This is a genomic window from Bacillus altitudinis 41KF2b (assembly GCF_000691145.1).
Classification (GTDB): domain Bacteria; phylum Bacillota; class Bacilli; order Bacillales; family Bacillaceae; genus Bacillus; species Bacillus altitudinis.
In genome coordinates this window covers 119,526-145,773 of sequence record NZ_ASJC01000005.1, presented here as the reverse complement: position 1 = coordinate 145,773, position 26,248 = coordinate 119,526, and the positions used below count along the sequence as shown (strand labels likewise).

The following is a 26,248-nucleotide window of genomic DNA, read 5'->3' as shown; positions in this document are numbered from 1 at the left end:
TTCTACACCATCGCCCATTAAAAAACAAGAAGAGTCCTTCGTCTTAACGCTTGTAATTCCAATCATCTGTGGCGTATTTCGTTTTGGCGAGGTGATGAACAAATGCCAACTCTTCATCTGTCAGCTCATAAGGCACAAGCTCGATATTTAATCCTTTTTCAAATCCTCGTTTAAATGCAACACGCGCATCGTCTATCGTACATGTTCGATCTGAAATTTCATTGATCGCCACCGCTTTGTTTTTAAAGCTGCGCTGCATCCGCTCTCTCACCCGATCGTTTGGATAAAGAAATAAATCAAACAATTTATCCTCATCAAGATCAATTAAAATCGAGCCATGCTGGAGGATCACACCTTTTTGTCTTGTTTGCGCACTGCCTGCTACTTTTCTGCCTTCTACAACAAGCTCGTACCATGAAGGCGCATCAAAACATACAGACGATCTTGGATTTTTTAAGCTTTCTTTTTCTTTTTCTGTACGAGGAATAGCAAAATACGCATCGAGTCCCAGTTCTTTAAAGCCCTCTAAAATCCCTTCTGAAATGACGCGGTATGCCTCTGTCACCGTCGCCGGCATCTCTGGATGCTCTTCTGATACGATCACACTGTAGGTCAATTCCTGATCATGAAGAACGCCGCGGCCTCCTGTAGGCCTGCGGACAAATCCAAGACCATAGCGCTCAACCGCTTCCATGTTGATTTCTTTTTCAACATGTTGAAAATATCCAACAGATAATGTCGCTGGATTCCAACCATAAAAACGGATCACAGGCGGGATCAGCTTCTCACTATGCCAATAAAGCAAGGCTTCGTCCATGGCCATGTTAAAGGCAGGGTCTTGGTTTCCTGTATCAATGAAACACCATTTCTCTTTTTGCATATAAAATCCCTTCTCTTTTACGTAGTCAATGTTAGATGATGGTGGTGACCACCGATTTTCTCTCTTCATCAGTCTATCAAATAGGGAAGGAATTGAAAATAATTCTTACCATTTATGATGACAAGTTTCTTTTGCTTTACTATAATAGTATTTGTCTAAAACGTACCATCAGACAGGTGACTGTGCTGATGCTCAAGAAGGAGTCGAGTCGTATTGCCAATATTCAACTATATCGTCCTCTCACTTTGTGGACTTTTCGTTCTTTATTCCATCGGCAGTTACATTTATCAGCAGCGCATTATGAAAACGCTGACGGAAGCAGAATTTATCAAAGGTTACCGCAAAGCCCAACTCATTGATGTGAGAGAACCAAATGAGTTTGAAGGTGGACATATTTTAGGCGCAAGAAACATTCCCCTTTCACAATTAAAGCAGCGCAAAAATGAAATACGCCCTGACAAGCCTGTTTATCTCTATTGCCAAAATAATTTGAGAAGCGGAAAGGCTGCTCAAACGTTACGTAAAAATGGCTGTCGTGAGATTTATAATTTAAAGGGCGGCTTTAAAAAATGGGGCGGCCGCATTAAAACAAAGAACTAACAAAAAAGACTCTGGGAGCTATTGCCCCCATGAGTCTTTTTATTTTCTTTCAAAAACTAGCACTGGATTCCGTGCTGCCTTTGTTTCATCCATTCGTTTCACAACGGTTGTATGTGGTGCTTCCTGTACGATTTCTGGGTTCTCTTCCGCTTCTTTTGCGATTTGAATCATCGCTTCAATAAATGCATCAAGGGTTTCTTTTGATTCTGTTTCAGTTGGTTCAATCATGATACATTCCTCTACATTTAGCGGGAAGTAAATTGTTGGCGGATGATAGCCAAAATCAAGTAATCGTTTGGCAATATCAAGTGTCCGCACACCTAGTTTCTTTTGACGTTTACCTGAAAGGACAAATTCATGCTTACAGTGGCGGTCAAATGGCAAATCATAATGAGCACATAAGCGGCGCATCATATAGTTTGCATTCAACACCGCATGATCAGTTACAGCCTTTAAGCCGTCTGGTCCCATAGAGCGGATATACGCATACGCTCTGACATTGATGCCAAAGTTGCCATAGAACGGTTTCACACGGCCGATGGATTCTGGACGATCGTAATCAAAGAAATAACGATCATCTTTCTTCACAAGCACTGGCTTTGGCAAATATGGAATCAAATCCTTTTTCACGCCAACTGGACCTGAACCAGGGCCTCCTCCTCCGTGTGGACCTGTAAAGGTTTTATGAAGATTTAAGTGAACCACATCAAATCCCATATCCCCCGGTCTTGCTCTGCTTAATACGGCATTTAAGTTCGCTCCATCATAATAAAGCTTCCCGCCTGCTCCGTGGACGATTTCAGCCATTTCTAAAATATTTTCTTCAAAAAGGCCAAGTGTATTTGGATTTGTGAGCATGAGAGCCGCCGTTTCTTCATTGACAACACGGCGCAGGTCGTCTAAATCGACAAGCCCATGTTCATTAGATGATGCCACCGTAATCGTTTCAAATCCAGCTACTGTTGCAGATGCGGGATTTGTTCCATGAGCAGAATCAGGCACGATGACTTTTGTTCGTTTATGATCTCCTCTTGCTTCATGGTATGCACGAATCATCATGAGCCCCGTCCATTCGCCATGTGCTCCTGCCGCAGGCTGTAATGTCACGGCGTCCATTCCTGTAATTTCTTCTAAATGGTCACCTAAATCATAAAGTAACTCTAATGCACCTTGCACAGTGTCTGCCTCTTGAAGTGGATGCACATGCGAGAAACCTGCAAGACGTGCCACCTTTTCGTTAATCTTTGGATTATATTTCATAGTACAAGAGCCTAGAGGATAAAAGCCAGAATCGACCCCGTGATTACGCCTAGATAATGCTGTGTAGTGACGCATAATGTCCAGTTCAGAAACCTCTGGCAGCTCCGCATCTTCATGGCGGATATACGTTTCATCAAATAAATCTGGGAGCTTCTCCTCAGGTACGTCTAAATCAGGCAGGCTGTAACCAATTCTTCCTTCTTTGGATAATTCAAAAATAAGCGGCTGATCTTGTTTATTCATGACGATCCCCCAATTCCTTGATGAACGTATCAATTTCTTCTTTTGTTCTTAGTTCTGTCACAGCGACGAGCATATGCTGCTGAAGCTCTGGATAATCCCGTCCCAAGTCATATCCACCGATGATTCCTTTTTCAAGCAATCGCTCATTCGCTTCTTTCACAGGTTCATTCAGTTTCAACACAAATTCATTAAAATGAGCGCCCTCTATTTCAGCCTGTAACCCATGTTTTTCTGCCTGCGTCTTGGCATAATGGGCCTTTTGTACGTTTTGATAGGCAATGTCTTTGATACCTGTTTTCCCAAGCGCCGTCATCGCAACAGAAGCGGCTAACGCATTTAATGCTTGGTTTGAACAAATATTTGAAGTCGCTTTGTCTCTTCGGATATGCTGCTCGCGCGCTTGAAGGGTCAGCACAAATCCTCGCACACCGTTCTCGTCTTCTGTTTGCCCGACTAAACGCCCCGGCACTTTCCGCATTAATTTTTTCGTCACAGCGAAATATCCACAATGAGGTCCGCCAAATGCAGCTGGAATGCCAAACGGCTGCGCATCACCAACGACAATATCTGCCCCAAGCTTTCCTGGTGGTGTCAGTAAACCAAGTGCAAGTGGGTTACTTGAGACGATGAACAGACTTTTCCCTTTATGTGCAATCGGTTCAATGTCTTTTAACGGTTCGACAACACCGAAGAAGTTTGGGTATTGTACAAGGACCGCTGCTGTTTCGTCGCAGACGGCTTCTTCTAATGCAGCTAGATCGGTCTGACCTTTTCGCGCAGGTACCTCGACGACTTCAATATGCTGTCCTTTCGCATATGTTTTCAGCACCGCTCTTGATTCAGGATGAACCGTCTCAGATACCACAATCTTTTTCTTTTTTGTATGTCCTGCAGCCAGCATCGCCGCTTCAGCTAATGCCGTTCCGCCATCATACATCGAGGAGTTGGCAAGATCCATACCGGTCAGCTCAGCAATCATTGTTTGAAATTCAAAGATTGCTTGCAATTCACCTTGAGAAATTTCAGGCTGATAAGGTGTGTACGCTGTATAAAATTCAGAACGTGAAATCACATGATCGACAATCACAGGCTGGTAATGATCATACACACCAGCACCTAAAAACGAGGCATAAGCCACTGTATCTTTATTTTTTGCAGCAAGACGAGACAATTCCCGCACTAGCTCTGTTTCTGATGCGGCTTCTTTAATGTTGTACGCACCTTTGAATCTGACTTTCTCTGGGATATCTGAGAAAAGCTCATCAATTGACTGAACACCGATGACATCCAGCATTTCTTTTTGATCTTGCTCTGTTTGCGGCAAATACCTGTGCTTCATCCTCTATTCCTCCTCGTTATTTGGCTCTTTTATAAAATGGTGTGGCGACGATTTTGGCTTTTAGACGTTTTTTACGAACTTGCACTTCCACTTCTGTCCCAAGCTGCGCCTCTGATGTTTCAATCAAGGCAAGCCCAATATTTTTCTTTAATGTTGGAGATTGTGTACCGGTTGTGACTACACCAATCTGCTTATCTCCTGAGAAGACTGGATAGTCTGTCCGCGGAATCCCCTTATCTATCATTTCAATCCCGACAAGCTTTCGCTTCGGTCCTTCTTCTTTTTGTTTTTTAAGTGCATCTTTTCCGATAAAATCTGCTTCTTTATCCGTTTTAACAGCAAAACCAATGCCGCCTTCTAAAGGAGAAATATCCTTCGTGAGCTCTTGGCCATAAAGCGGAAGTCTTGCTTCAAATCTTAAGGTGTCACGTGCACCGAGTCCACATGGAATCAGTCCTTTCGGCTGTCCGGCTTCTAATAAAGCGGTCCAAAGGTGAACAGCATCTTCTGACTGGCAGTAGATTTCAAAGCCATCTTCTCCTGTGTAGCCGGTTCTTGATACAAGCACCTCTTTTTGCGCAATGATTGCTTTTGATAAAAACGTAAATGGCTTCAATGACGTTACCTCTTCATCCGCAACATCTTTGATGATGTCAGCAGCAAGAGGTCCTTGAAGGGCTAACAAGGCGGTTTGATCAGAGACATTTTTAATCGAAACGTCTTCCTCACCTTGATGTTTCAGCAGCCAATCCACATCTTTTTCAATATTTGAAGCATTGATCACAAGCAAATAGTTGTTCTTTTCTTTTTGGTAGACGAGCAGATCATCCACCGTTCCGCCATCTTCATAACACATGGCTGTATATAGTGCCTTACCGTCTGTCAGCTTTGACAGATCATTGGTTAATAACCTTTGTAAAAAAGGAAGAGCTCCCTGACCTGTGACTTCCACCTCACCCATGTGAGACACGTCAAACAGCCCTGCTTTTGTTCGAACAGCTTCATGTTCTTCTTTAATGGAAGAAAATTGGACAGGTAATTCCCAGCCCCCGAAGTCAATGGTTTTTGCGCCAAACGTTTCATACGCATGAAAAAGCGGTGTTCGTTTCAACATCAATCGTTTCCCCCTTTTTTCTTACAGTGCACATTACAAGCTGAATTTTCAGAAAAAAATCACAGCAAAAAAGGACAGAGCGCTCCCTTTTATCAAAAAGAAGTCTCTGTCCTTGCACCTGAAAGTTTACAGCACAACATCATTGTGCGTTTTCCCCTTTGGTGGTTTGCTAAAAATCGCTGCGCAAACACTCTCCAGAGTTGCGTCCGGTAAGAGTACTTTTGCCTGAGAGATTCACTGAACCAATTCAGCTTGCTCCTTCGGCGCCTGTCAGTGCAAAATAACCGCTAGGTCTCTCCCCATACCATCATCCGCTCATATTCTTCACCTTTATTGGACATACTATCAAAATGGGTGACTTATTCTCTAGATCACTTACCAACATCCTACCATTAGAAATGGATGAAGAGCAACAGAAAAATCATTAACATTTTCAAAATAATCATTCATTATCGTTCGCTTTTATTGATATATAACATCTTTTAAATCGCTATCAAAAAATGAAGCGTTTAAAAACAGAACGATTTTATCATCACTCTACCAGAAAGGCAGGCGGTCACATTGAATATTCAAACGATCTTTGATCAAAAATGGGCAAGTGAATTTCAAAAGCGGCTTACAGCAGACGGTCCCTGGGCGAATTGGGATATGTACCGTTTAGCAGCACAGGTACAAAAAGTGACAGCCATTGATTCATTTGAAGGACTGCAAGCACCTGCGCACCTGCCTGCATTTACTCCTTTAAAACACCAGCTCGAAGTCGCTAGAAGAGTCGTAGAAGAGATGAATGGGAAAGCCATTTTAGCAGATGAAGTGGGTCTTGGAAAAACCGTTGAAGCAGGACTGATTATCAAAGAATACATGATTCGCGGACTTGCCAAGAAGATTCTCATTCTCGTACCCGCCTCCCTTGTGTCCCAATGGGTACAAGAACTGCGGACAAAATTTTATATAGATGCTGTCGAGCAAAAAAAGAGCTATGTGTGGGAGCAGTGCGATGTTGTGGTTTCCTCAATTGATACAGCCAAAAGACAGCCGCATCGAGACACGATCTTATCCATCTCCTACGATATGGTCATTATTGATGAAGCACACAAACTGAAAAACAATAAAACGAAAAACTATGAGTTTGTGAGAAATTTGAATAAAAAGTTCTGCCTACTGCTCACAGCCACACCTATCCAAAATCGGATAGGAGAAATTTTTAATCTCGTCTCTCTGTTGAAGCCAGGCCATTTAGGTAATGAAACACAATTTAAAGACCTCTTTGCCAAAAAAGACCTTCAACTTGAAGACCATGACCGGCTAAAACAGTTAGTCAATAAAGTCATGATTCGGAACCGGAGACAAGACACTGGCATCGAGTGGTCAAAGCGTCATGTGAAGACAATTTCTATTGATTTCTCCCCAACAGAACAAGCACTATATGATGAAATTTGCAAGTTAAAAGAAAACCCTTCCTATACGAAGCACATGTTTTCAATTATGACCTTAGAACGAGAATGCTGTTCGAGCCGTGAGGCCGTCTATATGACCATTAAAAAAATGCAAGAAGAGGAAAAACACATTCTAGGCGCTTCTGCGATGATGCACATCATGGAGAAAATCAACCAGGTAGAACAAAATTCTAAAGCACTTGAAGTCGTTAAACTCATTCAGCAATTAAATGAAAAAGTCATTATCTTCACTGAATACCGTGCGACACAAATTTATTTACAATGGTTTCTCCAGCAAAACGGCATCAGTTCGGTTCCTTTTCGAGGCGGGTTTAAACGTAGTAAAAAAGACTGGATGAAAGATTTATTTAGAGAGCGGGCGCAAGTGCTCATCGCGACAGAAGCAGGCGGCGAGGGGATCAACCTTCAGTTTTGCAACCAAATCATCAACTACGACCTTCCGTGGAACCCAATGCGCTTGGAACAAAGAATTGGACGTATTCACCGGCTCGGTCAAGAGCGGGATGTTCACATTTACAATATGGCAACCAGCGGGACAGTCGAAGAACATATTTTAAAACTTTTGTATGAAAAAATTCAGCTGTTTGAAAACGTCATTGGCGATCTAGATGATATTTTAACCCGAATTGATATCCAAGATGCTGAAACAGAATTGCATCAAATTCTCTTCCAGCACGAGTCTGACGTAGACATGAAAAAGAAATTAACCCAATTTGCTTCCTATTTAACAGAAGCACAAACACCGCTTTTAGAAGAAAGACAGCAAGGTTCATAAAGGAGAGTTGACCAATGGAGCAGCGCGAGATTCACACATTTCTTCTCCGTTTCTTTCAGGCAAATCAATGCGACATACTTGAAGAAAGTGCAGGGCACCTGACCGTACAGCTGACAATCGAAATGGATAAATTGATCATGAACCGCCCTTTTTATTGGCATTGGCTCGAAAAAACGGGAGGCGTACCTGAGCCGCGGCAATTGACTTTGATCACCGATCAAAAAAAAGCTGATGACTCGGTCGAAGGAGAATTTGTCCACTTCGGCTCCCCTCGTTTATTCCAAATATTCGAGGCTGTGAAACAGCAAGGCCGTTTTATTCGGCTGTACGAAAAAGTCAGACCACTCACAAACAGCCAGATCGCACTGGAGCCGTGGCTTGGTCTCAATGTCAAAATATCCTATCTGGCAGACCGTAAAAAAGATAAACTGCTGTCTCTTGGACTTCATCTAATACGCGGAGAAGTCATCGAACAATTTCAAGAGAAGCTAGAAGCACGTGAGCTATCGTCTCAAATTCCTGATTATTGCTTCACAATGAGTACGATGATTAAGCCAGAGAGCGGCGTCAAACGGCTTTACAGCCTGATGGAACGTTATGCCAATGAAGAGCCGGATGATTGGGCGGTAAGAGCTGTTCAAAAGTGGAAAGAAGACTCGGAACTTTTAAACCAATTTTATGAAGGGACTTCAGACACATCTGTAGAATATGAAATAGAAAGACAAGCACTTAAAACTTTATACGAACCAAAAATCAGTCTTACGATTGAAAATGGCGGACTTTTTTACTTACAGCAAAAAAGAGGGGGCTGACTTAGCATGTCTCCCTCCCTTTCATGTGATATCAAATTTTCGATCAATCAAAAGCAACGTTTGTCTGTTTGTATTGGGCGGAAACATGACGCAAGCAATCTATGAGGTCTTATCACCTGTGTTTTTCCATTTCATGCGTTAAGTGCCTGAAATACACGATTCAGTATTTTAGGAGGGTATTTGTATGGAAAAGAAAACGAAGTTATTAGACAGTGAATGGGTTCAATTATTACGCGAAGCGCGCAAAGCAGGACTAACAGTAGAAGAAGTCCGTCATTTTCTCAAATCACTCGAAAAGTCCTCTGAGTCTCCCCCTATGGCAAGAAGTCATTCTATCAAACCTTTCTGAATGTGCTATAATATCGAAAGGAAGGTGATGACATTGATTGGCCAGCGTATTAAACAATACCGCAATGAAAAAGGCTACTCACTATCAGAACTGGCCGAAAAGGCTGGGGTAGCGAAGTCTTATTTAAGTTCAATAGAAAGAAACTTGCAAACAAACCCCTCCATTCAATTTCTTGAAAAAGTCTCCGCTGTTCTGGACGTCTCGGTTCATACACTGTTAAACGAAAATGATGAAACCGAATACGATGGTCAATTAGATAGTGAATGGGAAAAACTAGTTCGAGATGCAATGACATCAGGGGTTTCGAAAAAGCAATTTCGTGAATTTTTAGATTATCAAATCTGGAAAAAAAAGCAAGAAGAGGAGTAATGCGCATGTTTTAGCGCATACTCCTCCAATTGCTATGCAGATCTTGTTATCAGTCTAAAGACTGACTTTATTTTTTATCTTCGCTGTGTGCTTTTTCGTTTTCTTTCACGTAGCCTTTTTCATCCGTATGCTTTTTTGGATTGATCGTTAAACCATTCCACTGAGTCGCTTCGAAGGAAAGATCAACTTGAATCGCATCGCCTTGGTATTTATTTTGGATATAGTTACCCGCTTTATCCTTCGTCTGGTCATTGACAAATTCAATGATCATTTCCATTTTATCGTAATCAAACGGATTCTTTGGAATGCCGTCATACTCTGGAGCTGTTGATCCATCAACGGTGGCAACATTAATTTTACCACTTTCATGTAAAAACTTCTCATCGACGGCATGACGAAGCTTTTCAAATGCGGTCTGATCCTGCTTTGACGTTAATAGATGCAGGTCAAGCAGGTTTGCATGGTCTAAAATAATATTTTTCGGGTATCCATTCCCACCTTCGGCTCCAACCGTTAGAACACTCACCTGAAATTGGCTGAGGAATTCTTCAGCTGTATTCTTCCCGCCATTCTTCGCTGATGTTCCATCTTGAAACTGGCTATAATCAAGACTCATCAGCACTTGATTAATTGCAAGAGACCCTTTATTTTCAAAATTAAATTCCTTCTTTATACGGTCACCGGGTTTTATGTTCGCAAGGTTGATGGCGCCGGAATTCTCTTTTGCAGATAGATTCAGCTCTCCTGTAGAGTAGACCGCGTTTGCCGTCTCAACATCATTAAATGCAGCCCACGTTCCCCCTCCAATTAAAGCAAGACCTAATGCTCCCGATAAAACACCTAAACGAATTGATTTTTTCATTGCCATGATTGAACCCCCTAATAAATTGTTTTATTGAAACCTGATTTAGGTTACAAACGAAAATTTATGCTTGTTCCTCTGACATATGTAACTCAGCCGTATGTCTTCGATGTTTGGCAGCACCAACAAAATGAATGGTTGAATAAACAAGCAGCATCACCCCTGGAATTATGAGCAAAAGAGCGGTCCCAGCAGAAGTTCCTGCATACGAAAGAAGATTTCCTGCATAAGGAATGTTCACGCCCGTATACTGCGCAGTCACTTGATTCGCTTTGACGAGCGTGCCGTCTTGATACATATTGTGGTCTCCTTTTGTCTCAAAGGCTTTATTTACTCCTTTTCCTTTCACCCCAACAATGCGGTGAGTCACAAAGGATTGGTCTTGCTTCGTTTGAAACGTAATAATATCCCCTTTTTTGAGTGTTTCAGGTGAGGTGACATGTTTCACGACAATCAATGAACCAGTCGAAAATTCCGGTTCCATTGATCCAGATAATACTTGCTTGAACTCATAACCAAAGATCTGAGGATCTCCTCCTGTTGTTCTAGATGACAACACGACAATAATACACACAATCATCATCGTGAAGACCAGCGCGTAAAGAATACTCCCAGACATTTTCATCCATTTTTTCATAACCTTTCTCCCCTTTACATATCATGTTTCATTCAAAAGACTAGTCCCCTTTAGGACACCTTTTCTTGACAATTCGAAAGCTGCATATGTTGAGACGTAAAGAATGGCTTTTCAGAACCACCAAACCCTTTAGGATAATAGATTTTAAACAAATAGATTCCATTTGTTTTTGCTTTAACTGACGTGACAGTCGTCGTTTCTTCTGATGAGAGGGACTGTATAGCACCTTTTTCAATAACATGGCCATCTTGTAATGGCATCTGAGCACTCTCTACTTTATACAGTTCCCACTTCCATTCAGAGTGCGCGATGGGTTGTCCAATATTTTTTAGTGACATGCTCAACTTTTGAGGCGCACAGACTGTCCCCTCAATGATCGTTTGATCGATCAGTTTCAAATGGCTTCTATCCCATTTCTTCGGCTGACAATGCTGATCTGTCTCTTCGAAATTTTCACATGTTTTCATGACAAAATTCGAATGCTCGACATCGTTAAAAGAAGCATTAGTAGACGTAATAAAAAAAGAAGTGAAAATCAAACAAATAGCACAAAATAGTACAAAGAGAGGCTGTTTCATTGATTCTTTCAACTCCTTGAACAATTGTTCTTTAAAAAGAACGATTACACTCAGTATAAGGAATTACCTATAAAATCCAAAACGTCAAATTAGTCCATTTTGTTCTTAAACAAGAACATTACCGAGAAAATTCTTCCATTTTCTCATTCTTTCGCCATATTCAATATTTTTTTCTGTGACATTTGTACTTCTTAAAAATTTACATAAAAGTGCAGGATTTGGTCAGGATAATAATTGGTGAGGTGATGTTAGTTGAATTATGGAAGAATCATGATCATGCTCAGTTTACTGTTAAGCCCTTTGATCCAAAGCGCCCATCTAGCGGAGGCAAAAGGAATCACTTCTGCCGCAGATCAATGGGAAACAAGGGCAGTCAAAGAAGCAAAAAAACGGTATCCGTTAGCACATGTTTTATTCAAACAAAAAGTGTGGGATCGGCACCGGGAGAAAGAATCCGTGAAGCAATATCATATTACATTGAAAGATCAGGCCAAAGAATTTGGGGTATATGTCACCATTTCCTATAACCCATACTCGAACAAGGTCAATAAAGTCATTGTTGTGGAAGAATACAGCTAAAATGGCATTAAAAAACCGCCTGCTGGCGGCTTTTTACTTTTGTCGATGACGTTTTTTTAGCATCATTGAAAAGCCAAAAGGCAGAACACCGAATAAACGCTGAGAAAATGGTGGTTTCGTCTCCATTTTTTCCTGTTTATGTTCTTTCCGCTCGTCACGTGGTGTATTCATATATTTAATAATTTCCTGCGTCATATATTTTACATAATCATTTGTCTTCATCGAACACTCACCTCTTCTTCCTTAAAGTGTTACCAAGAAGAGTATCGTTTTATACACTCGCTAATGAGTGCTGATCCATTGATTGATTTCTCCTGTCTCCTTATTCATCTCTAGTTCCCGCTCGTCAGTTACACCACCCTTTGTCTCGATGTTAACCAAGAGGCGGACTAGCTTTTTTCTGTCATCGCACCCAATTCGCTTCAACGTCACTCGACCTTCTTCTGTGACAATTGGGCTCAATGGCTGATTACAAATACGATTTAATTTGTTTGCAGCTTCACTTAGACCTAAACGAAATAACTGCTGTTTTTGATAAAAAGAAATCGTGAGCTCTGCACTTTTCAACTCTTTTTGAAACCCAATGGTCATCGAGCCTAGAATCAATAAAAATAAAAGAATGACAGCAAATACGTGAGGATAAATAAACCCGTCTTCTCTTTTCACGTTTTAGGAATCACTCCTTTGTAAGTGAAAAAAACAGCTTCATGTACTTGACCAAATACATCTGTGACTTGGAGAGTGGTGGTTTGCTCTTTTGTTCTTACATGGAATTGTTTCACCTTTTGTAATAAAGGGAGATGGCCTGCCTGATCCGTTCGTTTACGAAGCATCTCTTGATACGGCTCAATCGTCACCACTCGCCCTTGATTAGAAATATACTCCAGTGCTGTTCCATTTTTCACCGCTCTTACAGCGACAGCACAATTTAGATCCTCCTCTAATTGCAGGACCGTTTGTTTCCACTCCATTTGCGAAAATTTGTTGATTTCTGCAAACGGATGAGCTTTTTCAACAATTGATAAAAGCAGCATGCAGCCAAAAGAAAGCAGCAAAAATAGCTGCAATTGCCATATTGCTTGAGCGAGTGTAAAGCCTTGTTCATCGCTCCAAATGTCGAAAGCAAATCGTCTTCTTTTTTTGTACTTTGTATGAAACACATCCCTTCTCCTGACCCCAAATGAATTCATATGTGATCTGGCCTCGTTTCTTTGTACTTGTTTTCTTTTGACCTTCTATAAAAGCTTTATTCATATACTCATGTAAAATTTGATTAGCTTCCAGTTTGGCTCTTAATTCTTCTTTCCCTATTGTCAGTTTTTCAAAGGATGGCACGAGCACAAGAGCAGCAAATAGAAAGAGGTGGCAAGAAAAGAGCATCTCAAACGTACTAAATCCTTTATTGTTGCTGAACATGAATCCGCCCGCTCCCTAAGTAAATCGTGAGTTTATATATTTGACTGCCAAATTGAACAATGAGAGAACCGCCGCTATTTGGATGTCCGTTTTTATTAAAGTGAAGGCCTTTTTGAAATGTGGATTGCTTGATGGTGCCTTTTTTATGTGGATTAGAAGCAATGATCTGCTCACTATTCTGCTCGATGACTTGATAAGATACATTGGTCGGGTGAAACTCAACAGTTACTCGTGTTTTTTTAATAAATGCAGTATAAGATGCCAATTGAAGATCTTGTTTTAGCAAGTTCACTTGCTTTTTTGCTTCAGCACTTTCTAATATTTTGGGAACTTTTCCACCTATTATCGATAATAAGATAGAGAAAATCATGACGATCAAGAGCTGCTCAATGAGTGTAAATCCTTTCTCCTGGAAAAGCGATTTATTCATTTTTCACATCCCCATTTTGAATGAAAATTGCCTTTCCATTCGGACAAGTTAATCCCTTTTTGACATAGCCTTCTTTTTCTAATTCAGCTAAAGATGGCGTCTTGCCGTCATGCTCTAATTCATATGCCATTACCTGTGTACTCACCATTGATTTCAGCCCTTCACAGCCCTTTGCTTGAATGCTTTGATGATGCCGAGTGATATTTGGAATGGTGATCAATAAAAGAATGGAGATCACAAGCATAACAATTAACATTTCTAACAGTGTAAATCCTTTATCATTCATGCTTTAGTCCTCCTTTTCACACTTGTTCCATTAGTTGATACATTGGTAAAAGAATAGATAAATACACAATGAGTATAAGAAATGCTGTTAAGCCATAGATGACAGGCTGCAGCCATGAAACCCATTTTTCAATTTTCAATTCTGCATTCTCTAAAAGAAATTGACTATATGTGTACATTTCTCTTGCTAGCATCCCACTTGCTTCCCCATGCTTAATGACAGCCGCAAAATGCCTTTCGAAAAAAGGAGACCGGCTTATTTGATGTTCCATACTCTCACCTTTTCTTAACTCTCCTATCATTTGTTCAGACATTTCTTGAAGGAAGGGTAAATAGGTCTGCTGTTTAAAAGCTTGCAAACTTTCGTAAATCGATAACCCAGCTTGAAGAAGTCCGCTTAGCTGAAGGGAAAAAAGATACGTATGCATCAGCTGCACCCCTTTAAATACCACCGGCAGCCTGCTGATGACTTTCAGTTTCTCAAGGGTCGATTTTTTCTTAAAAAAAAGCTCATAATATCCAAAAAGACAGATACATATACAACCGATCATGAGCAGCAAAGCGTGTAGGAATTGAAAGAGGCCAAACATTCCTTGAATGAGCCATGACATGCTTGTATTCATAGATGAATATAATAAAGAAAATTGAGGGACGATCATTTGCTGAACAATGATGAGCACAACAAAAACCGTAAACATAAGAAAAATTGGATATCGTAACATGCGCTTGAATGTGTCTATCTGCATAATTTTTCTCTCTAAAAAACGGGCGCTTTGTTCAAGAGCTCGCGCTAGGCTGCCATGTTTCTCTGAAAAACAAAGAATAGCGACGGCTTCCCGCTGAAAATGAAGTCGCTCAAGCACAACGTAAAAAGGCTCCCCTTCAAGCAGCCACTGAATGCCTGGCGTTAAACGCTGTTGCTGTTTTTTTGATAATTGAATATTCACCATCGTTAGTGCATCAACCAATGTATATCCGGCTTGAATCAATTGAGCCAGTTTCGATAAGAATTCAGCTTGTTCTTTTTTAGACCAGGATTTAGAGGCTCGCTTCTTCATAAACCCATCGATGATATGTGCTTTTTGATAAATAGCCGAGTGCCACTCCTTTCCGAATTAATCTTTGCAGTGTTTCGTATGACGAATGAGCGTATTCACCTTTTGCCTCTTTGATACACTCACCAAGCTCCTTTCCGTAAAGCAATTCAAATACATTTGTTCGTCTGACTGGCCGATTTAGTTTGCAATAAAGCTCACACGTTTCGCCGCAAAATGGACATGCGAGTTCGATTAACCGCTGAGCAGCAATGGCAACCATTGTTTGTTCGAGTTCATTCATCGTCACACCAAATTCGAGCATTCGATAAAGAGCTCCTTTTGCATTCTTTGCGTGCAGTGTGCTCATGACTAAATGACCTGTCAAAGCTGCTCTAATAGCTGTTCTCGCTGTTTCCGCATCTCTTATTTCTCCAAGCACAATCATATCTGGATCATGTCTTAAAATAGCGCGTAAACCTGCCGCATACGTGATACCAGCTTTTTCATTTACTTGAACCTGCAGCACTTCTTCATTTCTTGTTTCCACAGGATCTTCAAGGGTAATAATATTTCGATTAAAATGTTTTTTGGCAAACTGGATCAATGAATAAAGTGTTGTCGTTTTCCCTGAATTTGTTGGTCCAGTAAATAAAATGAGCCCATGCGAATGATTCAGAAACGATAATAATCTCGCTGAAGCCTTCGGGAACAGTGACAAATACTTTGTTTTCGGAACATGATCCTGCGGTAAAATCCGAATCACTAAACTTTCATCATTTACAGTCGGTAATGTAGAAAGCCGAACAAACACTTGACCGCGTCTTAACATCACAGCCAATGATCCATTTTGTGGTCTCCTTCTTTCACCAATATCCATAGAAGATAAAAATTTGAAATGAGCAATGAGCCGCTCTCCGCTCTTTTTGTCAATGATCCGCTGCTGAATGAGGTCAGCGTCTACACGAAAAGAGACTGAAGCTTCCTTTTCTCTCGGAACAATATGCACATCAGATGCTCTCATGCGGCACGCCTCTTCTAGCAGCTCTTGCCCCAAATATTCAATACCATACAAGTGTGTTCACTCCTTTCAGTGACCATATTGTATGATGGTGGAACGTGCCTGACAAAAACGTATTTCATGATTTTCATGACTGAAGAGGGTTAAAAATGTTCAATTTGAGGTGTATTTCATCTATAAATAACAGAAAGACATATCAAAAAATTTGACTTTTACAACAACGGGTTCCGTTCAGAGGAGAAAATAAAAAAGAAGTGCTACTGGCACCTCTTTTTTGATGATCATCATTATTTCATTTTGTTCTTTCATTATGGATGATCTGTTACAAGGAGGTGTCTCCAAATTTAATCCTCCTTAATAGGTTACTGATTTGAAGATAAAGAATATCCTTTCGTGTCTGATTTATGGATAAAAAAAGAGACCAAATCTGTATGCGAATTGGTCATCTCATCCATATGCTCATTATATTGTTTCTCCTTGTCAACGTACCCGTTACTTTTACTAGTAACATTTTTTGGTTCACGTTGCTTCTTGCTGCTCTTCAAAGATACGAAAGCCTCTTTTTTCTAAAGCTTTTGCAAGGCTGTGTTCAGTATTTACTTTTGAGAAATCAATGCCGAGTTTCACTACAGTTTGAGCGATTTCTGGTCGAATGCCTGATATAATCGTCTCAATTCCTAGCAACTTCGCACTATCAACCACTTTAAACAGCTGATAAGCAACCATCGTATCAACAACAGGAACGCCAGATATATCAATAAATAAATGGGTTAGACGCAGTCTAGATGCCTGTTCTAGTACTGATTCCAAAATGATTTTCGCCCTGTACGTATCAATTTCGCCAATTAGCGGCAAAATACCGATCTCTTTTGAAACTGGAATAACAGGCGCACTAAGCTCTTGAATCATTTCTCTTTGTGCATTAAGCTGATTGATTGTCACGCGGTCATACTCTTCTGATAAACGTGCAATCATGTCATCAAATGTTGCGTGAAAATGCTGATTCCAATCGCACACATCTTTGAGTGTCACTTCAAGCTCCGTTTGTTGTGTAAAGGTCTCAATTCTGGAACAAAAAATGTGACGGAACACCTTAAATTGTCCGATGATTTCATATAAAGGTACTTCATGAACAGCTCGATCGCGGGCAATATCAACCGACCACTTTTTTAGGTGGTCTTCTACTTTATCTGATAGCGTGACTAACGTTGCTGCAATCGTTTGAATAAATGCTGTGTTTTGTTCTTTCAGCTTCTTTTCTGTCTCCTCTGAAGCATGTTTGGAGTATAATGAGCCTTCTTCTGTTCTTGTTTTCAGCCATTCTTCGGTCATGACAGGGGCTTCTTTAAGAATAAATTCATATAATTGCTCAGATTTTTCATTTTTCATTTCTGTCGTTCGCTCCTTTTTCACTTACAACTAGTGACAACCAACTTTTTATGTATAAATGACCGCAGATGGTGAACAATAGCATTACACGTTTCATATTGGGCTATAGCCAAGTGGTAAGGCAATGGACTTTGACTCCGTGATCGTTGGTTCGAACCCAGCTAGCCCAGTTCAGCACAAAAACGAAGACGGCTGAAACATCATTCAGCTGATCTTCGTTTTTGATTAGGAAACCGATTGATGAATCGCTTTCTTTTTTGAAATTTTCATGAGTTCTCCTGGATTATAGCCGACCACTAATTTATTTCCATCAATGATAATAGGTCTCCGGAGCAGCTTTGGCTTTTCAATGAGAAGCTGAAGTACCTCATTTACTTTTAAATCATTAATATTTAAATTTAAGCTTTTAAAAGCTTGGCTTCGAGTAGCTAAAATTTCATCCATTCCTTCTGTTGTTAAGGAAAGGATTTTTTTCAATTCGTCTAGTGTTGGCGTTTCTCTGAAAAGGTGACGCTCTTTAAAATCAATTTGATTCGCCTTTAACCAATGTTTTGTTTTGCGGCAAGACGTGCAGCTTGGGTATGAATAAAAAGTAATGTCACTCATTAGTCTTCCTCCTTAGGTCGTTAACCTTTTCTCTTATGGACTAAGTACCCTCATAAATTTAGGCATAAACACTTTTTCATCACTTTTTCAAAAAAATTTTTTCTAACGAAAGAATGAATGTTCACACGTTGTCAAAAATGTAAATGTTTACATAACAAGTGATCATCAGCTATAATATGAATCAAAGGGGTTTTTTAAGGGGAGGGAAAGAAATGAATCGCATGTTCCGCGTTCTTGGGTTTTGGACGGGTATTTTTGCTGTCATGTTCTATTTAGGACATATGAAAGATGCATCCTTGCTGTTCTTCGGTCAAACCGTTCTTTTTGTATTTTTATCCTACTTGAATTTATCCGAAAGAATGTATATTTACATTTTCGGAGCGTACTTGACGATTTTCTTTGCCGGATTTACATATTATTCGATTTTCATCATGGTTCCCGGTACCGGACATTAATAGAAAAAAGCATCTCCTTTGAAAGAGATGCTTTTTTCGTGCGTGCGATTATAAAGAAAACCCATTGATAAACGGATTTTGCTCCTGTTCTGTAAGCACAGTTGTTTCCTCGCCATGTCCACTTAACACAAGAGTTGATTCTGGCAATGACAACAATTTGTCATGTATCGATTGAAGTAGCACGTCTTGATTACCACCCGTTAAATCAGTTCTCCCGATACCGCCTTGGAATAAAGTATCACCAGAAATCACAAATCCCTCTTCCGCTGAATAGTAAGACACACTGCCAGGTGAATGACCTGGTGTGTGGAACATTTCTAATGTAAACGATCCAATTTGAAGAGGTCCTTCTGACGTAATCAATTGTTCAGCTTCTTTGACCGTAATTCCGTTACCAATTAGTCGAGCTGAACCGTTTAGCTGAGCATTTGTCAGCCATTCTTTTTCCTTTTCATGGACATAAAGCGGAATTCCCCATTCTTGACGCACCTCATCTGCTGCACCAATATGATCAAAATGGGCATGTGTCAATAAGACAGCAAGAGGTTTCAGCTGTTTTTCTTTCACATAAGAAATTAGCTTTTGCGCTTCGCCGCCTGGATCAAAAATTAAACATTCTCCCTGTTCATTTTTCCAAATATATGCGTTCGCTTGCACATAACCTAGCGGCATTCTTCTCCAATTCATTTTCATCACCTACTACTTTTTTCATTCTTTTTTATTATGAAGGCTATTCAATAAAAATTCAAACAATCGTCAACTTGAATGTACTCGACAAGCTTTATGAAAACGGTTAAAATGAAAAGAAAGGAAATCAAGGGGATTGATGACAAAGGGGGACTTTCATATGATGCTCGTCATTATTTTTGGTCTAGTCACGATTTTAGCCGCTCTCGGCATCTATCGCTCACTCAAAAAAGTGAACGTACTGGCCATTGCTTTCGCTGGCGCCACATTTTTGGTTTTTGGATGGTTTACCGTCATGACCATCATCTATAGCGGTTATCCAACTGCACATTAAAAGCCTGCAATCAGCAGGCTTTCAGATTGTTGACAAAGGGCTAAAATGAACTTGATTTTAGCCCTTTGTCTTCTTTTTAGCGTGATAGAAAACCTTTTGCAGTCTAGGAAGGACGAGTACTGGCGCGGAGCGAATTTGATATTCGTGAGCACCAGCACGCAGGACTGACAACGAATGCGAGGGTTTGTCTACACGCTAAAAGCCTGCAATCAGCAGGCTTTTTCTATTGATTCAAATGTTTATTCACGCTTTCTAATTTGCTTGAAAGGGTGGTCGTTTGATCTCTTCTGTCATCTATGCGGATATTGGTTGCTACTCGGTGTAAACCCTTTTCAAATGGAGCTTCATGAATACGCTGAATGACCTCAAATAAAACGGATAGCTCCCCTTCAATTAAAGTATTCATTGGTGTGAGCTGATATTTGATTTTCCCTTCTTGTTGAAAGCCCTCTAACAGTCTTTGTACGTCTGCTACATAAGCACTCACGCTTGGTGTATCAGTGCCTATTGGAATGATGGTGACATCTGCTATCGCCATGGTTCTTGCTCCTTTCAATGATATCCTATTTCTTTCTCGTTCTCATTGTAACCCATCGTGATTCAAAAATGCCATGATCATGTGGCGTTTAAGCTTGGTTTGTCCCGTTCTATCGTCAAATCTGCTCTCTCTACCTTCCCAATATTCGTGAAAAGGAGCAAGCATATACCTGAAATAGCCTCTATCAGTCCTCCTGCTGCAATGACATAACCTGAACCGAATAACGTCGCCATATAACCACCAATGAGAGCGCCTAACGGTATCATTAAATACGAGATCATGTTAATAATCGCATACACTTGCGGCTGATCCTCCGCTTTTACTGACAATTGAATCATCGTATGTTCAGGTACATTGACTGCACTGATGGCTGCACCTAAGGCAAATGCAGATATAAACACAAGTGGTAATAAAGCATTCATCCCTGTAATGAAAAATGCAATTCCATCAACGATCCCTGCCCCGATAAACAACAGACCGTATCGATTCACTTTCACCTTTGTTAAAACGAATCCCATCAAAAATGCACCTAATGCCGTGGTCACTTTGATGAATGAATATACTACTGGTCCACTATGTAAATCTTCTGTTAAATAAATAACCGACAATGCCTCCCACGGTGCCGCAGCAAAATTGGAGCAGACACAAAAAATGGCTAATGGAAACAAAATATGATGACTTTTCACAAGTGAAAATCCTCTTATTAATCGTTTTCCGTATGATAATCCTTTTTTTCCTTTATCCATGATCGCTTCCGTTTTATATGTAATCAGCAAAACCAGCAAAGCAGACATGAGGTAAAGAGGAATAATGACAAGCATTGTATATCCTACCCCTACAAATGCAATCATGACACCACAAATCGTCACAGTCACAAGCCTGACCACATGACTGGCTGATTGAATGGTTGCATTCGCCTTTTGTATCACATCTTCATGCACAAGCTTTGGAATAATGGACACGGAAGCTGGTTCATAGGAACCACCAGTCGCTGAATGCAGCAACATACCGGCAATGATGAGTGCCAAAGGAGAAAAATCATAAAAGTAACTCACCACAATCACAAGTATAATCGCCGCCCGAGTTAAATCAGCAAAGCACATCCAAAATTTCAATTGATGCGGCTTCATCATTGGGGTAATAAACGGCCCAATAATGGCTTGAGGGACAAAACTAACGGCAATAAAAAATGCTGTTCCAATTGCTCCTTTTCCCCCTAGCACTAAAAGCCACAAAATGGTGTTAAAAGATAAACTATCAGCAGTAATTTTACACATTTTAGAAACAAATAGATAAGTAAAATTCCGTTTCCACAGGCTTTGAGCATTCAATCATCGACATCTCCCTAATTCATATCCTTTTTTTTACAACCACTCTTTCACAATAGCTTACAGGGATGCTCTCGTCAATCACATCAGCACGGTTTTTATTGACCATAAGAAATTGATTGGTTTGAACGGATTAAAAGATTGTTGACAAAGGGCGAAAATGAACTTAATTTTAGCCCTTTGTCTTCTTTTCAGCGTGATAGAAAACCTTTGCAGCCCTAGGAAGGACGAGTACTGGTGCGGAGAGACTTTTACCTTCGTGAGCACCGGCACGCAGGACTGACAAAGAATGCGAGGGTTTGTCTACACGCTGAAAGCACCAATTAGGTGCTTTTAATACTTACATGCTTCCCACAATAACCGCTTTGTTTTTTCATAGATCGAATCAAATTGACTCATAGAAAGCGGGTTCTTTCCTCGCCCAAGTTCCACCGTATAGCCCTCACTTTTACATTGATAAATAAACCAATCTCGATAACCTGCATAGCTATCAAGATATTGAATCGCTTTGTAACCACTCACCCGTTCTAACCGTTCGACCGTCTCTTTTGAAATGGCCGGTTCGTGGCCAAGAAACCCCCAGTATATCTCTTCTCCTTGTGTATGAAGGGCAATCATTCGATCAAAGCGTTTTCTTAAAGCGAGATGTGCCATTGCTTTCGCTTCTGGTTCTGTTAACGGCTGATGCCCTGGGAAATCCCTATAAGACGGTGCCTTCGGCTTATTACGATAATATTCGATTTCCCAATAGGCAGGAAATTGATTGTTTAAATCAATTCCTCGAATATTCGCCTTCCATTCTCGATAATCGGAAAATCCACCATTTAGCGGCGCGAACTCCTCACCGCACAGCCCTAAAGATTCTGGACCATTGCGAACCAAATCAACACCGTCTGGATTTACCATCGGGACAATAGACAAAGCAGTAGTCTGCAATATACGAACCGCTTCATGATGTCTTGCTTGCACTGGATCAGAGGCCGCTAAACAAAGTGATTTAAGCCATTTTAATAAAACAGAGGTCGTGATCCATTCATTTGCATGAAAAGAGGCATTAACATGTATGGAATGTAAATGTTGTACAGGCTCCGTACGGATTTCATAAATGGGCGTATCAAGCACTGATTGACCAATCACACTCATCTGAAGAAAAGGAAAAACAGCTTTCAAATATTGAAGCTCTCCTTCTAAGTGAGTGCTATCATATTCAAATGTTCCGCTGATCCAATCATCTGATTGCTGGAGCCGGTAAGGCGCAATGAAGCTTTGCACATCACCTACCGATTGAAATGAATGGGTCCCTTCTGGAAGTCTATACCCAGGTAAAAGGAGGTGATCCGTATTTGACTGATTGGATAAACGGAAAGCTTCTTTCCCTATACCAAGCTGCTTTGCCACATCCTCCTTCCTTGCTTCACCCAGATGCCATTCAATTGTGCCAAACGACTTTTTCATTTACATCCCTCCCCTCTCACACTATATGAACCAGTAAGTAAAAAAAGAAAACCTCTGCATGTAAATAGCAGAGGTTTTCTTTTAAATTAAGACGCCTTTTTTAGCTCAGTGTCATCTTCTTTTTTAGATGGTGAATGGTCCGAGTTGTTTCGGTCATAAAATCTAAGGAGATCTCCATAGATAATTTGATCAGAGAATTGAAGCTCCTGCTTTGCCTTTTCTTCATAAGACTGACAACCAGACTCATCTTCTCTCGGCTCACCCGTTTCTTTGTTGTAGCACACACCAGCTGTGAAAACACTGTCCTTCGTAATAAAACTTCCATCTCGAAGCACTGTGAAGTCATTTGTATCTTTTGATAATAGGTCATGACCAAATTGAATTTGCTTACTTGTATCGATTCCTAGAAGGTTCATGACTGTTGGACGGATATCCACTTGGCCGCCAACTGTATCAATCTCTTTTGGATGTTTATCCGTGATACCAGGAATGTGTACAACAAATGGTACTTTTTGAAGCTGAACTTCTTCAAAAGGTGTAATGTCTTTGTTTAAGAATTGTCCCATTGCTTCGTTATGGTTTTCAGAAATCCCGTAGTGATCCCCATATAACACAAAAATGGAGTTATCGTATAACCCTGCTTCCTTCATTTTTTTAAAGAAAAGCTTGAGTGCCTCATCTTGATAACGCACTGTAGGGAAGTATTTGTTCAACGTTTTGCTCTTTGAGTCATATTCATCAATGAGCTTATCTTCTTCATCTAAGTCGAATGGAAAATGGTTCGTTAATGTAATCAATCTCGTATAGAACGGCTGCGGGATCGTTTTCATTAAATCCACTGACTGCTCAAAAAACGGACCATCTTTTAGTCCCCAGCCAACTGAATTTTCTTCATTTACATCGAATGATTTAATATCAAAAAATTTGTCGTAGCCAAAGCTGTCATAGATCAGGTCACGGTTCCAGAAACTTTTGTTATTCGCATGAATAACAGAAGAATGATAGCCTTCCTCTTTTAACAACTCAGGTGCGGCTTTGAACTCGTTGCTTGGATTTGTGAAAAATACAGCTCCTCTTCCAAGCGGATAGAGTGAATTATCAACAATAAACTCGGAGTCGGATGTTTTTCCTTGACCCGTTTGATGATAGAAATTACTGAAATTGTAGCTTTTCTTGATCAATTTGTTTAAGAACGGCGTGATCTCTTTCCCATTTAATTTTTCATTGATCACAAAGCTCTGGGTAGACTCAAGCGATACTAAAATGACATTTCGTCCTTTTGCTTGACCAAACGTCTTTTCATTACGGTCTGTTTGATTTGCGCTTACATAGTTTTCAATTTCCGTTAAGCTATTGCTGTCGGCAAGTGCTCGCTGAGCGGATTGCTTCGATTGCAGAACCCCATCATAAATATGGAAGTTATATAAGCTGATGTTTTTCACTAGCATCTCACGGTCAAATGAACGAGTTAACAGCTCTGGTCTTTCTGTTTCAGCCAGACCAAGGTTAAAGAAGAAAGTGGCTGCCACAAATAAATAATAAGCTGCACGTCCCTTACGTGAAATCATTACATCTGTTCTAAAGGAAGGCTGTTTTTTATAGAGCCAAATTAAAATGATGATATCAACAAACATCAGAAAATCAACTGGTTCAATTAAAGAGGTAATACTTGACCCGAGGTCACCCATATTGTTTGTTTGAAATAGGACGGGGATGGTTAGAAAATCACTGTAGAATCGATAAAATACAATGTTAGCTAACAAAATAAATGTCAGAACAAAACTCGTCACGATGATATATCGATTGCGATTTTTTTCTTTAAAGAATAAACCGATACCGAAGATAAACAAGAGAAAGCTAAGCGGATTAATAAACAGGATAAATTCCTGCATGAAATTTTCAATTTTGATATTAAAGCTAGATTTATAGATAACATAGGTTTTCACCCACATTAACAAAGTCGCAATCAGTAAAAATGACATCGCCTTTAATCTTTTCTTTCGCATTGTAACCTCCTTATGCTAAAAACGCACTCAGGTTAGGGACATCCCCAATTATTGGTGCTTCTTCAAAAATAACTAAAGTATATCTTATCCTGTCTATGCTGGAAAATCAATGTCTTTTTCCCCATGACAAACTTATGAATATGCTAAACATTCAATTTCATGCCTATCTATCGCTGATTTTAATAAAAATGACATCATTATGACATTTTTGTTCAAGACAGCCACTTGTTTTTTGCCATCCATGCACCGCCGATCACGCCTGCATCGTTTCCTAGTGAGGCAATCACCACTTCAACATCCTCAGCACATGGCGGGAAGGCATGATGTTTGACGACACGCTCTACTTTACTGCGAAGAAGCTCGCCCGCTTTAGATACACCGCCGCCAATGACGATTTTTGTTGGGTTTAAGGCACTGGCTAGATTCGCAAGGACCAGACCAAGATGGGTTGTTACTTCATCTACGACACGCATCCCAAGTTCGTCTCCGTTTTCTGCTGCCTCAAATACATCCTTTGCAGACAGCGAAGTAAGTGAGCCAAGTGATGATGTATGGCTCTTTGTTTGTAATGTATCCTTTGCGATTCGGACGATACCTGTAGCAGACGCAATGGTTTCAATACAGCCTGTTCTCCCGCAGTTACATGGTGCTCCTTGAAATGGAACGGCACAAATATGACCAATTTCTCCACCAGCACCTGTTTCGCCTTGAACCACTTCTCCATTGACAATAATACCGCCGCCAACCCCTGTGCCCAGTGTAACCATCAGGATGTTTTTGGCGCCATCACCTGCACCCTTCCACATTTCACCGAGTGCAGCAATGTTTGCATCATTTTCAATGACAGATGGAAGTCCTGTCTCTGCCTCTAAATGGTCTTTCAAGGGATAGTTTGTCCAGCCCAGATTCGTTGTTTTATAGACAATTCCGGATACTTTATCCACTGGTCCAGGTGCCCCCATACCGATCCCAATTAGGGCTGATTTCGGCATGCTGATCTCAACTAGTTTATGGTCAATTGACTTGGCAATGTCGACTGTAATTGTCTGCCCAGATTTATCCGTAGGAATCTCCCACTTATGCTGAATTTCACCATAAAGATTAATAAACGCAAGCTTAATTGTCGTACCGCCAAGATCAACTCCTACAAACCAATCCCCTGTCATATGTCCTCCACCTTCACATTGTTTTTCGATTTAATTTGGCTAGTTCCATTTGAAGGATGGTCATTGCGTTTGACCATTCAGTTCGATCGATGATGCCCGATGTGTACATTTCCTTCAATTCATCTGCCATAAATTCTAATTCCACTTCACGATCTCCGAAATACACGTAATTTCCAAATCTCATGAGCAGCTGCTGTACATCATATAACGTTTTCATTATTTTCACCATTTCTCTAAATCAACA

32 protein-coding genes, 1 tRNA gene and 2 riboswitches are annotated in these 26,248 nt (G+C 40.5%); of the genes, 9 read left to right on the top strand and 24 right to left on the bottom strand.

All coding sequences use genetic code 11. The features are described 5' to 3' along the window. Positions 1-43 precede the first annotated feature (43 nt). Positions 44-880, bottom strand: coding sequence for a lipoate--protein ligase family protein (locus BA79_RS10910; RefSeq protein WP_017357972.1), 837 nt, complete (start codon positions 878-880; stop codon positions 44-46). A gap of 219 nt (positions 881-1,099) precedes the next feature. Between BA79_RS10910 and BA79_RS10905 the strand changes: the two genes are divergently transcribed. Next, positions 1,100-1,480, top strand: coding sequence for a rhodanese-like domain-containing protein (locus tag BA79_RS10905; protein ID WP_024718853.1), 381 nt, complete (start codon positions 1,100-1,102; stop codon positions 1,478-1,480). Positions 1,481-1,519: 39 nt separating this feature from the next. On the opposite strand, the gene gcvPB is transcribed toward BA79_RS10905, so the two are convergent. From gcvPB to gcvT, 3 genes are read right to left on the bottom strand one after another with little or no spacing between them, the layout of a single operon-like run. Beyond that, positions 1,520-2,983, bottom strand: coding sequence for an aminomethyl-transferring glycine dehydrogenase subunit GcvPB (gene gcvPB, locus BA79_RS10900; protein WP_035702793.1), 1,464 nt, complete (start codon positions 2,981-2,983; stop codon positions 1,520-1,522). Next, positions 2,976-4,322 carry an aminomethyl-transferring glycine dehydrogenase subunit GcvPA gene (gcvPA, locus tag BA79_RS10895; RefSeq protein ID WP_035702787.1) on the bottom strand — a complete coding sequence of 449 codons (1,347 nt, stop codon included), beginning with the start codon at positions 4,320-4,322 and terminating at the stop codon, positions 2,976-2,978. The genes gcvPB and gcvPA overlap by 8 nt, the downstream gene beginning before the upstream one ends. Positions 4,323-4,338: 16 nt before the next feature. Beyond that, on the bottom strand, positions 4,339-5,436 hold the full coding sequence (gene gcvT / locus BA79_RS10890) for a glycine cleavage system aminomethyltransferase GcvT (RefSeq protein ID WP_019743009.1): 1,098 nt from the start codon (positions 5,434-5,436) through the stop codon (positions 4,339-4,341). 104 nt (positions 5,437-5,540) lie between these two features. Further along, positions 5,541-5,636: riboswitch (glycine riboswitch) on the bottom strand. A 3-nt stretch (positions 5,637-5,639) separates the two neighbouring features. Then, positions 5,640-5,747: riboswitch (glycine riboswitch) on the bottom strand. Positions 5,748-5,997: 250 nt separating this feature from the next. On the opposite strand from gcvT, the gene BA79_RS10885 reads away from it, so the two are divergent. From BA79_RS10885 to sinR, 4 genes are all read left to right on the top strand, one after another. Then, a complete protein-coding gene (locus tag BA79_RS10885; RefSeq protein ID WP_008342199.1) occupies positions 5,998-7,668 on the top strand; it encodes a DEAD/DEAH box helicase in 1,671 nt (556 codons plus the stop codon). Between the two features lie 14 nt (positions 7,669-7,682). Further along, positions 7,683-8,480 carry a YqhG family protein gene (locus BA79_RS10880; RefSeq protein ID WP_035702783.1) on the top strand — a complete coding sequence of 266 codons (798 nt, stop codon included), beginning with the start codon at positions 7,683-7,685 and terminating at the stop codon, positions 8,478-8,480. Between the two features lie 184 nt (positions 8,481-8,664). Beyond that, complete coding sequence (locus BA79_RS19065) at positions 8,665-8,829, top strand: anti-repressor SinI family protein (protein ID WP_081826988.1); 165 nt, start codon at positions 8,665-8,667, stop codon at positions 8,827-8,829. Between the two features lie 33 nt (positions 8,830-8,862). Then, the gene (gene sinR / locus BA79_RS10875) at positions 8,863-9,198 is read left to right on the top strand and encodes a transcriptional regulator SinR (protein WP_017357978.1); all 336 of its coding nucleotides are present in this window, start codon (positions 8,863-8,865) and stop codon (positions 9,196-9,198) included. Between the two features lie 67 nt (positions 9,199-9,265). Here the strand turns inward: sinR and tasA are convergent, their stop codons facing one another. The 3 genes from tasA to tapA are packed head-to-tail and all read right to left on the bottom strand — an operon-like array spanning position 9,266 to position 11,275. Beyond that, positions 9,266-10,066, bottom strand: coding sequence for a biofilm matrix protein TasA (gene tasA / locus BA79_RS10870; protein ID WP_008342195.1), 801 nt, complete (start codon positions 10,064-10,066; stop codon positions 9,266-9,268). Between the two features lie 58 nt (positions 10,067-10,124). Continuing rightward, positions 10,125-10,697: a signal peptidase I SipW gene (sipW, locus tag BA79_RS10865; RefSeq protein ID WP_035702782.1), complete on the bottom strand. Its 573-nt coding sequence runs from the start codon at positions 10,695-10,697 to the stop codon at positions 10,125-10,127. Positions 10,698-10,747: 50 nt separating this feature from the next. Continuing rightward, entirely contained in the window at positions 10,748-11,275 is a 528-nt protein-coding gene (tapA, locus tag BA79_RS10860) for an amyloid fiber anchoring/assembly protein TapA (RefSeq protein ID WP_035702780.1), read from the bottom strand. A gap of 252 nt (positions 11,276-11,527) precedes the next feature. Here tapA and BA79_RS10855 point away from each other — a divergent pair, with 252 nt between their 5' ends. Beyond that, positions 11,528-11,854: a DUF3889 domain-containing protein gene (locus BA79_RS10855; protein ID WP_007501224.1), complete on the top strand. Its 327-nt coding sequence runs from the start codon at positions 11,528-11,530 to the stop codon at positions 11,852-11,854. Between the two features lie 33 nt (positions 11,855-11,887). On the opposite strand, the gene BA79_RS10850 is transcribed toward BA79_RS10855, so the two are convergent. The 9 genes from BA79_RS10850 to BA79_RS10810 all read right to left on the bottom strand — a co-directional run bounded on the left by BA79_RS10850 (position 11,888) and on the right by BA79_RS10810 (position 17,429). After that, on the bottom strand, positions 11,888-12,076 hold the full coding sequence (locus tag BA79_RS10850) for a YqzE family protein (protein WP_008360237.1): 189 nt from the start codon (positions 12,074-12,076) through the stop codon (positions 11,888-11,890). 60 nt (positions 12,077-12,136) lie between these two features. Further along, the gene (locus BA79_RS10845) at positions 12,137-12,520 is read right to left on the bottom strand and encodes a competence type IV pilus minor pilin ComGG (RefSeq protein ID WP_035702776.1); all 384 of its coding nucleotides are present in this window, start codon (positions 12,518-12,520) and stop codon (positions 12,137-12,139) included. Continuing rightward, positions 12,517-13,014 carry a competence type IV pilus minor pilin ComGF gene (gene comGF / locus BA79_RS10840; protein ID WP_019743636.1) on the bottom strand — a complete coding sequence of 166 codons (498 nt, stop codon included), beginning with the start codon at positions 13,012-13,014 and terminating at the stop codon, positions 12,517-12,519. The genes BA79_RS10845 and comGF overlap by 4 nt, the downstream gene beginning before the upstream one ends. Further along, entirely contained in the window at positions 12,956-13,234 is a 279-nt protein-coding gene (locus tag BA79_RS19825) for a type II secretion system protein (RefSeq protein WP_268989650.1), read from the bottom strand. Before BA79_RS19825 ends, comGF begins: the two co-directional genes overlap by 59 nt. Before the next feature lie 19 nt (positions 13,235-13,253). Continuing rightward, a complete protein-coding gene (gene comGD, locus BA79_RS10830; RefSeq protein ID WP_035702770.1) occupies positions 13,254-13,700 on the bottom strand; it encodes a competence type IV pilus minor pilin ComGD in 447 nt (148 codons plus the stop codon). Further along, positions 13,693-13,986, bottom strand: a complete 294-nt coding sequence (comGC, locus tag BA79_RS10825) for a competence type IV pilus major pilin ComGC (RefSeq protein WP_008342186.1) — start codon at positions 13,984-13,986, stop codon at positions 13,693-13,695. Before comGC ends, comGD begins: the two co-directional genes overlap by 8 nt. 16 nt (positions 13,987-14,002) lie before the next feature. Then, positions 14,003-15,043, bottom strand: coding sequence for a competence type IV pilus assembly protein ComGB (comGB, locus tag BA79_RS10820; RefSeq protein ID WP_035702767.1), 1,041 nt, complete (start codon positions 15,041-15,043; stop codon positions 14,003-14,005). After that, positions 15,024-16,094: a competence type IV pilus ATPase ComGA gene (gene comGA / locus BA79_RS10815; protein ID WP_017357987.1), complete on the bottom strand. Its 1,071-nt coding sequence runs from the start codon at positions 16,092-16,094 to the stop codon at positions 15,024-15,026. Before comGA ends, comGB begins: the two co-directional genes overlap by 20 nt. 465 nt (positions 16,095-16,559) lie before the next feature. Next, the gene (locus BA79_RS10810) at positions 16,560-17,429 is read right to left on the bottom strand and encodes an STAS domain-containing protein (RefSeq protein WP_007501231.1); all 870 of its coding nucleotides are present in this window, start codon (positions 17,427-17,429) and stop codon (positions 16,560-16,562) included. 99 nt (positions 17,430-17,528) lie between these two features. Between BA79_RS10810 and BA79_RS10805 the strand changes: the two genes are divergently transcribed. After that, a tRNA-Gln gene (locus BA79_RS10805) sits at positions 17,529-17,599 on the top strand. Between the two features lie 55 nt (positions 17,600-17,654). Here BA79_RS10805 and BA79_RS10800 read toward each other — a convergent pair. After that, the gene (locus BA79_RS10800; protein ID WP_007501232.1) at positions 17,655-18,035 is read right to left on the bottom strand and encodes a Spx/MgsR family RNA polymerase-binding regulatory protein; all 381 of its coding nucleotides are present in this window, start codon (positions 18,033-18,035) and stop codon (positions 17,655-17,657) included. Positions 18,036-18,247: 212 nt separating this feature from the next. On the opposite strand from BA79_RS10800, the gene BA79_RS10795 reads away from it, so the two are divergent. Continuing rightward, positions 18,248-18,490: a DUF2626 domain-containing protein gene (locus BA79_RS10795; RefSeq protein ID WP_003217440.1), complete on the top strand. Its 243-nt coding sequence runs from the start codon at positions 18,248-18,250 to the stop codon at positions 18,488-18,490. Positions 18,491-18,538: 48 nt separating this feature from the next. On the opposite strand, the gene BA79_RS10790 is transcribed toward BA79_RS10795, so the two are convergent. Then, entirely contained in the window at positions 18,539-19,177 is a 639-nt protein-coding gene (locus tag BA79_RS10790) for an MBL fold metallo-hydrolase (RefSeq protein WP_017357989.1), read from the bottom strand. Between the two features lie 160 nt (positions 19,178-19,337). Between BA79_RS10790 and BA79_RS19060 the strand changes: the two genes are divergently transcribed. After that, positions 19,338-19,511 (top strand): DUF2759 domain-containing protein, encoded by a 174-nt coding sequence (locus BA79_RS19060; protein WP_003217333.1) that lies wholly within the window; start codon positions 19,338-19,340, stop codon positions 19,509-19,511. A 223-nt stretch (positions 19,512-19,734) separates the two neighbouring features. Here BA79_RS19060 and BA79_RS10780 read toward each other — a convergent pair whose 3' ends face one another. The 6 genes from BA79_RS10780 to BA79_RS10755 all read right to left on the bottom strand — a co-directional run bounded on the left by BA79_RS10780 (position 19,735) and on the right by BA79_RS10755 (position 26,221). Next, positions 19,735-20,049: an MTH1187 family thiamine-binding protein gene (locus BA79_RS10780; RefSeq protein WP_008342314.1), complete on the bottom strand. Its 315-nt coding sequence runs from the start codon at positions 20,047-20,049 to the stop codon at positions 19,735-19,737. A gap of 77 nt (positions 20,050-20,126) precedes the next feature. Beyond that, entirely contained in the window at positions 20,127-21,380 is a 1,254-nt protein-coding gene (locus BA79_RS10775; RefSeq protein WP_035702765.1) for an MFS transporter, read from the bottom strand. Positions 21,381-21,710: 330 nt separating this feature from the next. Then, positions 21,711-22,832: a M14 family metallopeptidase gene (locus tag BA79_RS10770; RefSeq protein ID WP_035702762.1), complete on the bottom strand. Its 1,122-nt coding sequence runs from the start codon at positions 22,830-22,832 to the stop codon at positions 21,711-21,713. A gap of 86 nt (positions 22,833-22,918) precedes the next feature. Continuing rightward, the gene (locus BA79_RS10765) at positions 22,919-24,838 is read right to left on the bottom strand and encodes an LTA synthase family protein (RefSeq protein ID WP_017367600.1); all 1,920 of its coding nucleotides are present in this window, start codon (positions 24,836-24,838) and stop codon (positions 22,919-22,921) included. Positions 24,839-25,050: 212 nt separating this feature from the next. Further along, entirely contained in the window at positions 25,051-26,004 is a 954-nt protein-coding gene (locus BA79_RS10760) for an ROK family glucokinase (protein WP_007501244.1), read from the bottom strand. Positions 26,005-26,017: 13 nt separating this feature from the next. Continuing rightward, positions 26,018-26,221 carry a YqgQ family protein gene (locus BA79_RS10755; protein WP_008342322.1) on the bottom strand — a complete coding sequence of 68 codons (204 nt, stop codon included), beginning with the start codon at positions 26,219-26,221 and terminating at the stop codon, positions 26,018-26,020. Positions 26,222-26,248: the final 27 nt, after the last annotated feature.

Excerpts from the sequence above, each read along its gene's own strand:
- BA79_RS10910 (WP_017357972.1), bottom strand. The coding sequence starts at position 880 with ATGCAAAAAGAGAAATGGTGTTTCATTGATACAGGAAACCAAGACCCT.
- gcvPB (WP_035702793.1), bottom strand. The coding sequence starts at position 2,983 with ATGAATAAACAAGATCAGCCGCTTATTTTTGAATTATCCAAAGAAGGA.
- gcvPA (WP_035702787.1), bottom strand. The coding sequence starts at position 4,322 with ATGAAGCACAGGTATTTGCCGCAAACAGAGCAAGATCAAAAAGAAATG.
- gcvT (WP_019743009.1), bottom strand. The coding sequence starts at position 5,436 with ATGTTGAAACGAACACCGCTTTTTCATGCGTATGAAACGTTTGGCGCA.
- BA79_RS10880 (WP_035702783.1), top strand. The coding sequence starts at position 7,683 with ATGGAGCAGCGCGAGATTCACACATTTCTTCTCCGTTTCTTTCAGGCA.
- BA79_RS19065 (WP_081826988.1), top strand. The coding sequence starts at position 8,665 with ATGGAAAAGAAAACGAAGTTATTAGACAGTGAATGGGTTCAATTATTA.
- tasA (WP_008342195.1), bottom strand. The coding sequence starts at position 10,066 with ATGGCAATGAAAAAATCAATTCGTTTAGGTGTTTTATCGGGAGCATTA.
- sipW (WP_035702782.1), bottom strand. The coding sequence starts at position 10,697 with ATGAAAAAATGGATGAAAATGTCTGGGAGTATTCTTTACGCGCTGGTC.
- tapA (WP_035702780.1), bottom strand. The coding sequence starts at position 11,275 with ATGAAACAGCCTCTCTTTGTACTATTTTGTGCTATTTGTTTGATTTTC.
- BA79_RS10850 (WP_008360237.1), bottom strand. The coding sequence starts at position 12,076 with ATGAAGACAAATGATTATGTAAAATATATGACGCAGGAAATTATTAAA.
- BA79_RS19825 (WP_268989650.1), bottom strand. The coding sequence starts at position 13,234 with ATGCTCTTTTCTTGCCACCTCTTTCTATTTGCTGCTCTTGTGCTCGTG.
- comGD (WP_035702770.1), bottom strand. The coding sequence starts at position 13,700 with ATGAATAAATCGCTTTTCCAGGAGAAAGGATTTACACTCATTGAGCAG.
- comGC (WP_008342186.1), bottom strand. The coding sequence starts at position 13,986 with ATGAATGATAAAGGATTTACACTGTTAGAAATGTTAATTGTTATGCTT.
- comGB (WP_035702767.1), bottom strand. The coding sequence starts at position 15,043 with ATGAAGAAGCGAGCCTCTAAATCCTGGTCTAAAAAAGAACAAGCTGAA.
- BA79_RS10810 (WP_007501231.1), bottom strand. The coding sequence starts at position 17,429 with ATGAAAAATGAAAAATCTGAGCAATTATATGAATTTATTCTTAAAGAA.
- BA79_RS10800 (WP_007501232.1), bottom strand. The coding sequence starts at position 18,035 with ATGAGTGACATTACTTTTTATTCATACCCAAGCTGCACGTCTTGCCGC.
- BA79_RS10795 (WP_003217440.1), top strand. The coding sequence starts at position 18,248 with ATGAATCGCATGTTCCGCGTTCTTGGGTTTTGGACGGGTATTTTTGCT.
- BA79_RS10790 (WP_017357989.1), bottom strand. The coding sequence starts at position 19,177 with ATGAATTGGAGAAGAATGCCGCTAGGTTATGTGCAAGCGAACGCATAT.
- BA79_RS19060 (WP_003217333.1), top strand. The coding sequence starts at position 19,338 with ATGATGCTCGTCATTATTTTTGGTCTAGTCACGATTTTAGCCGCTCTC.
- BA79_RS10780 (WP_008342314.1), bottom strand. The coding sequence starts at position 20,049 with ATGGCGATAGCAGATGTCACCATCATTCCAATAGGCACTGATACACCA.
- BA79_RS10770 (WP_035702762.1), bottom strand. The coding sequence starts at position 22,832 with ATGAAAAAGTCGTTTGGCACAATTGAATGGCATCTGGGTGAAGCAAGG.
- BA79_RS10765 (WP_017367600.1), bottom strand. The coding sequence starts at position 24,838 with ATGCGAAAGAAAAGATTAAAGGCGATGTCATTTTTACTGATTGCGACT.
- BA79_RS10760 (WP_007501244.1), bottom strand. The coding sequence starts at position 26,004 with ATGACAGGGGATTGGTTTGTAGGAGTTGATCTTGGCGGTACGACAATT.
- BA79_RS10755 (WP_008342322.1), bottom strand. The coding sequence starts at position 26,221 with ATGAAAACGTTATATGATGTACAGCAGCTGCTCATGAGATTTGGAAAT.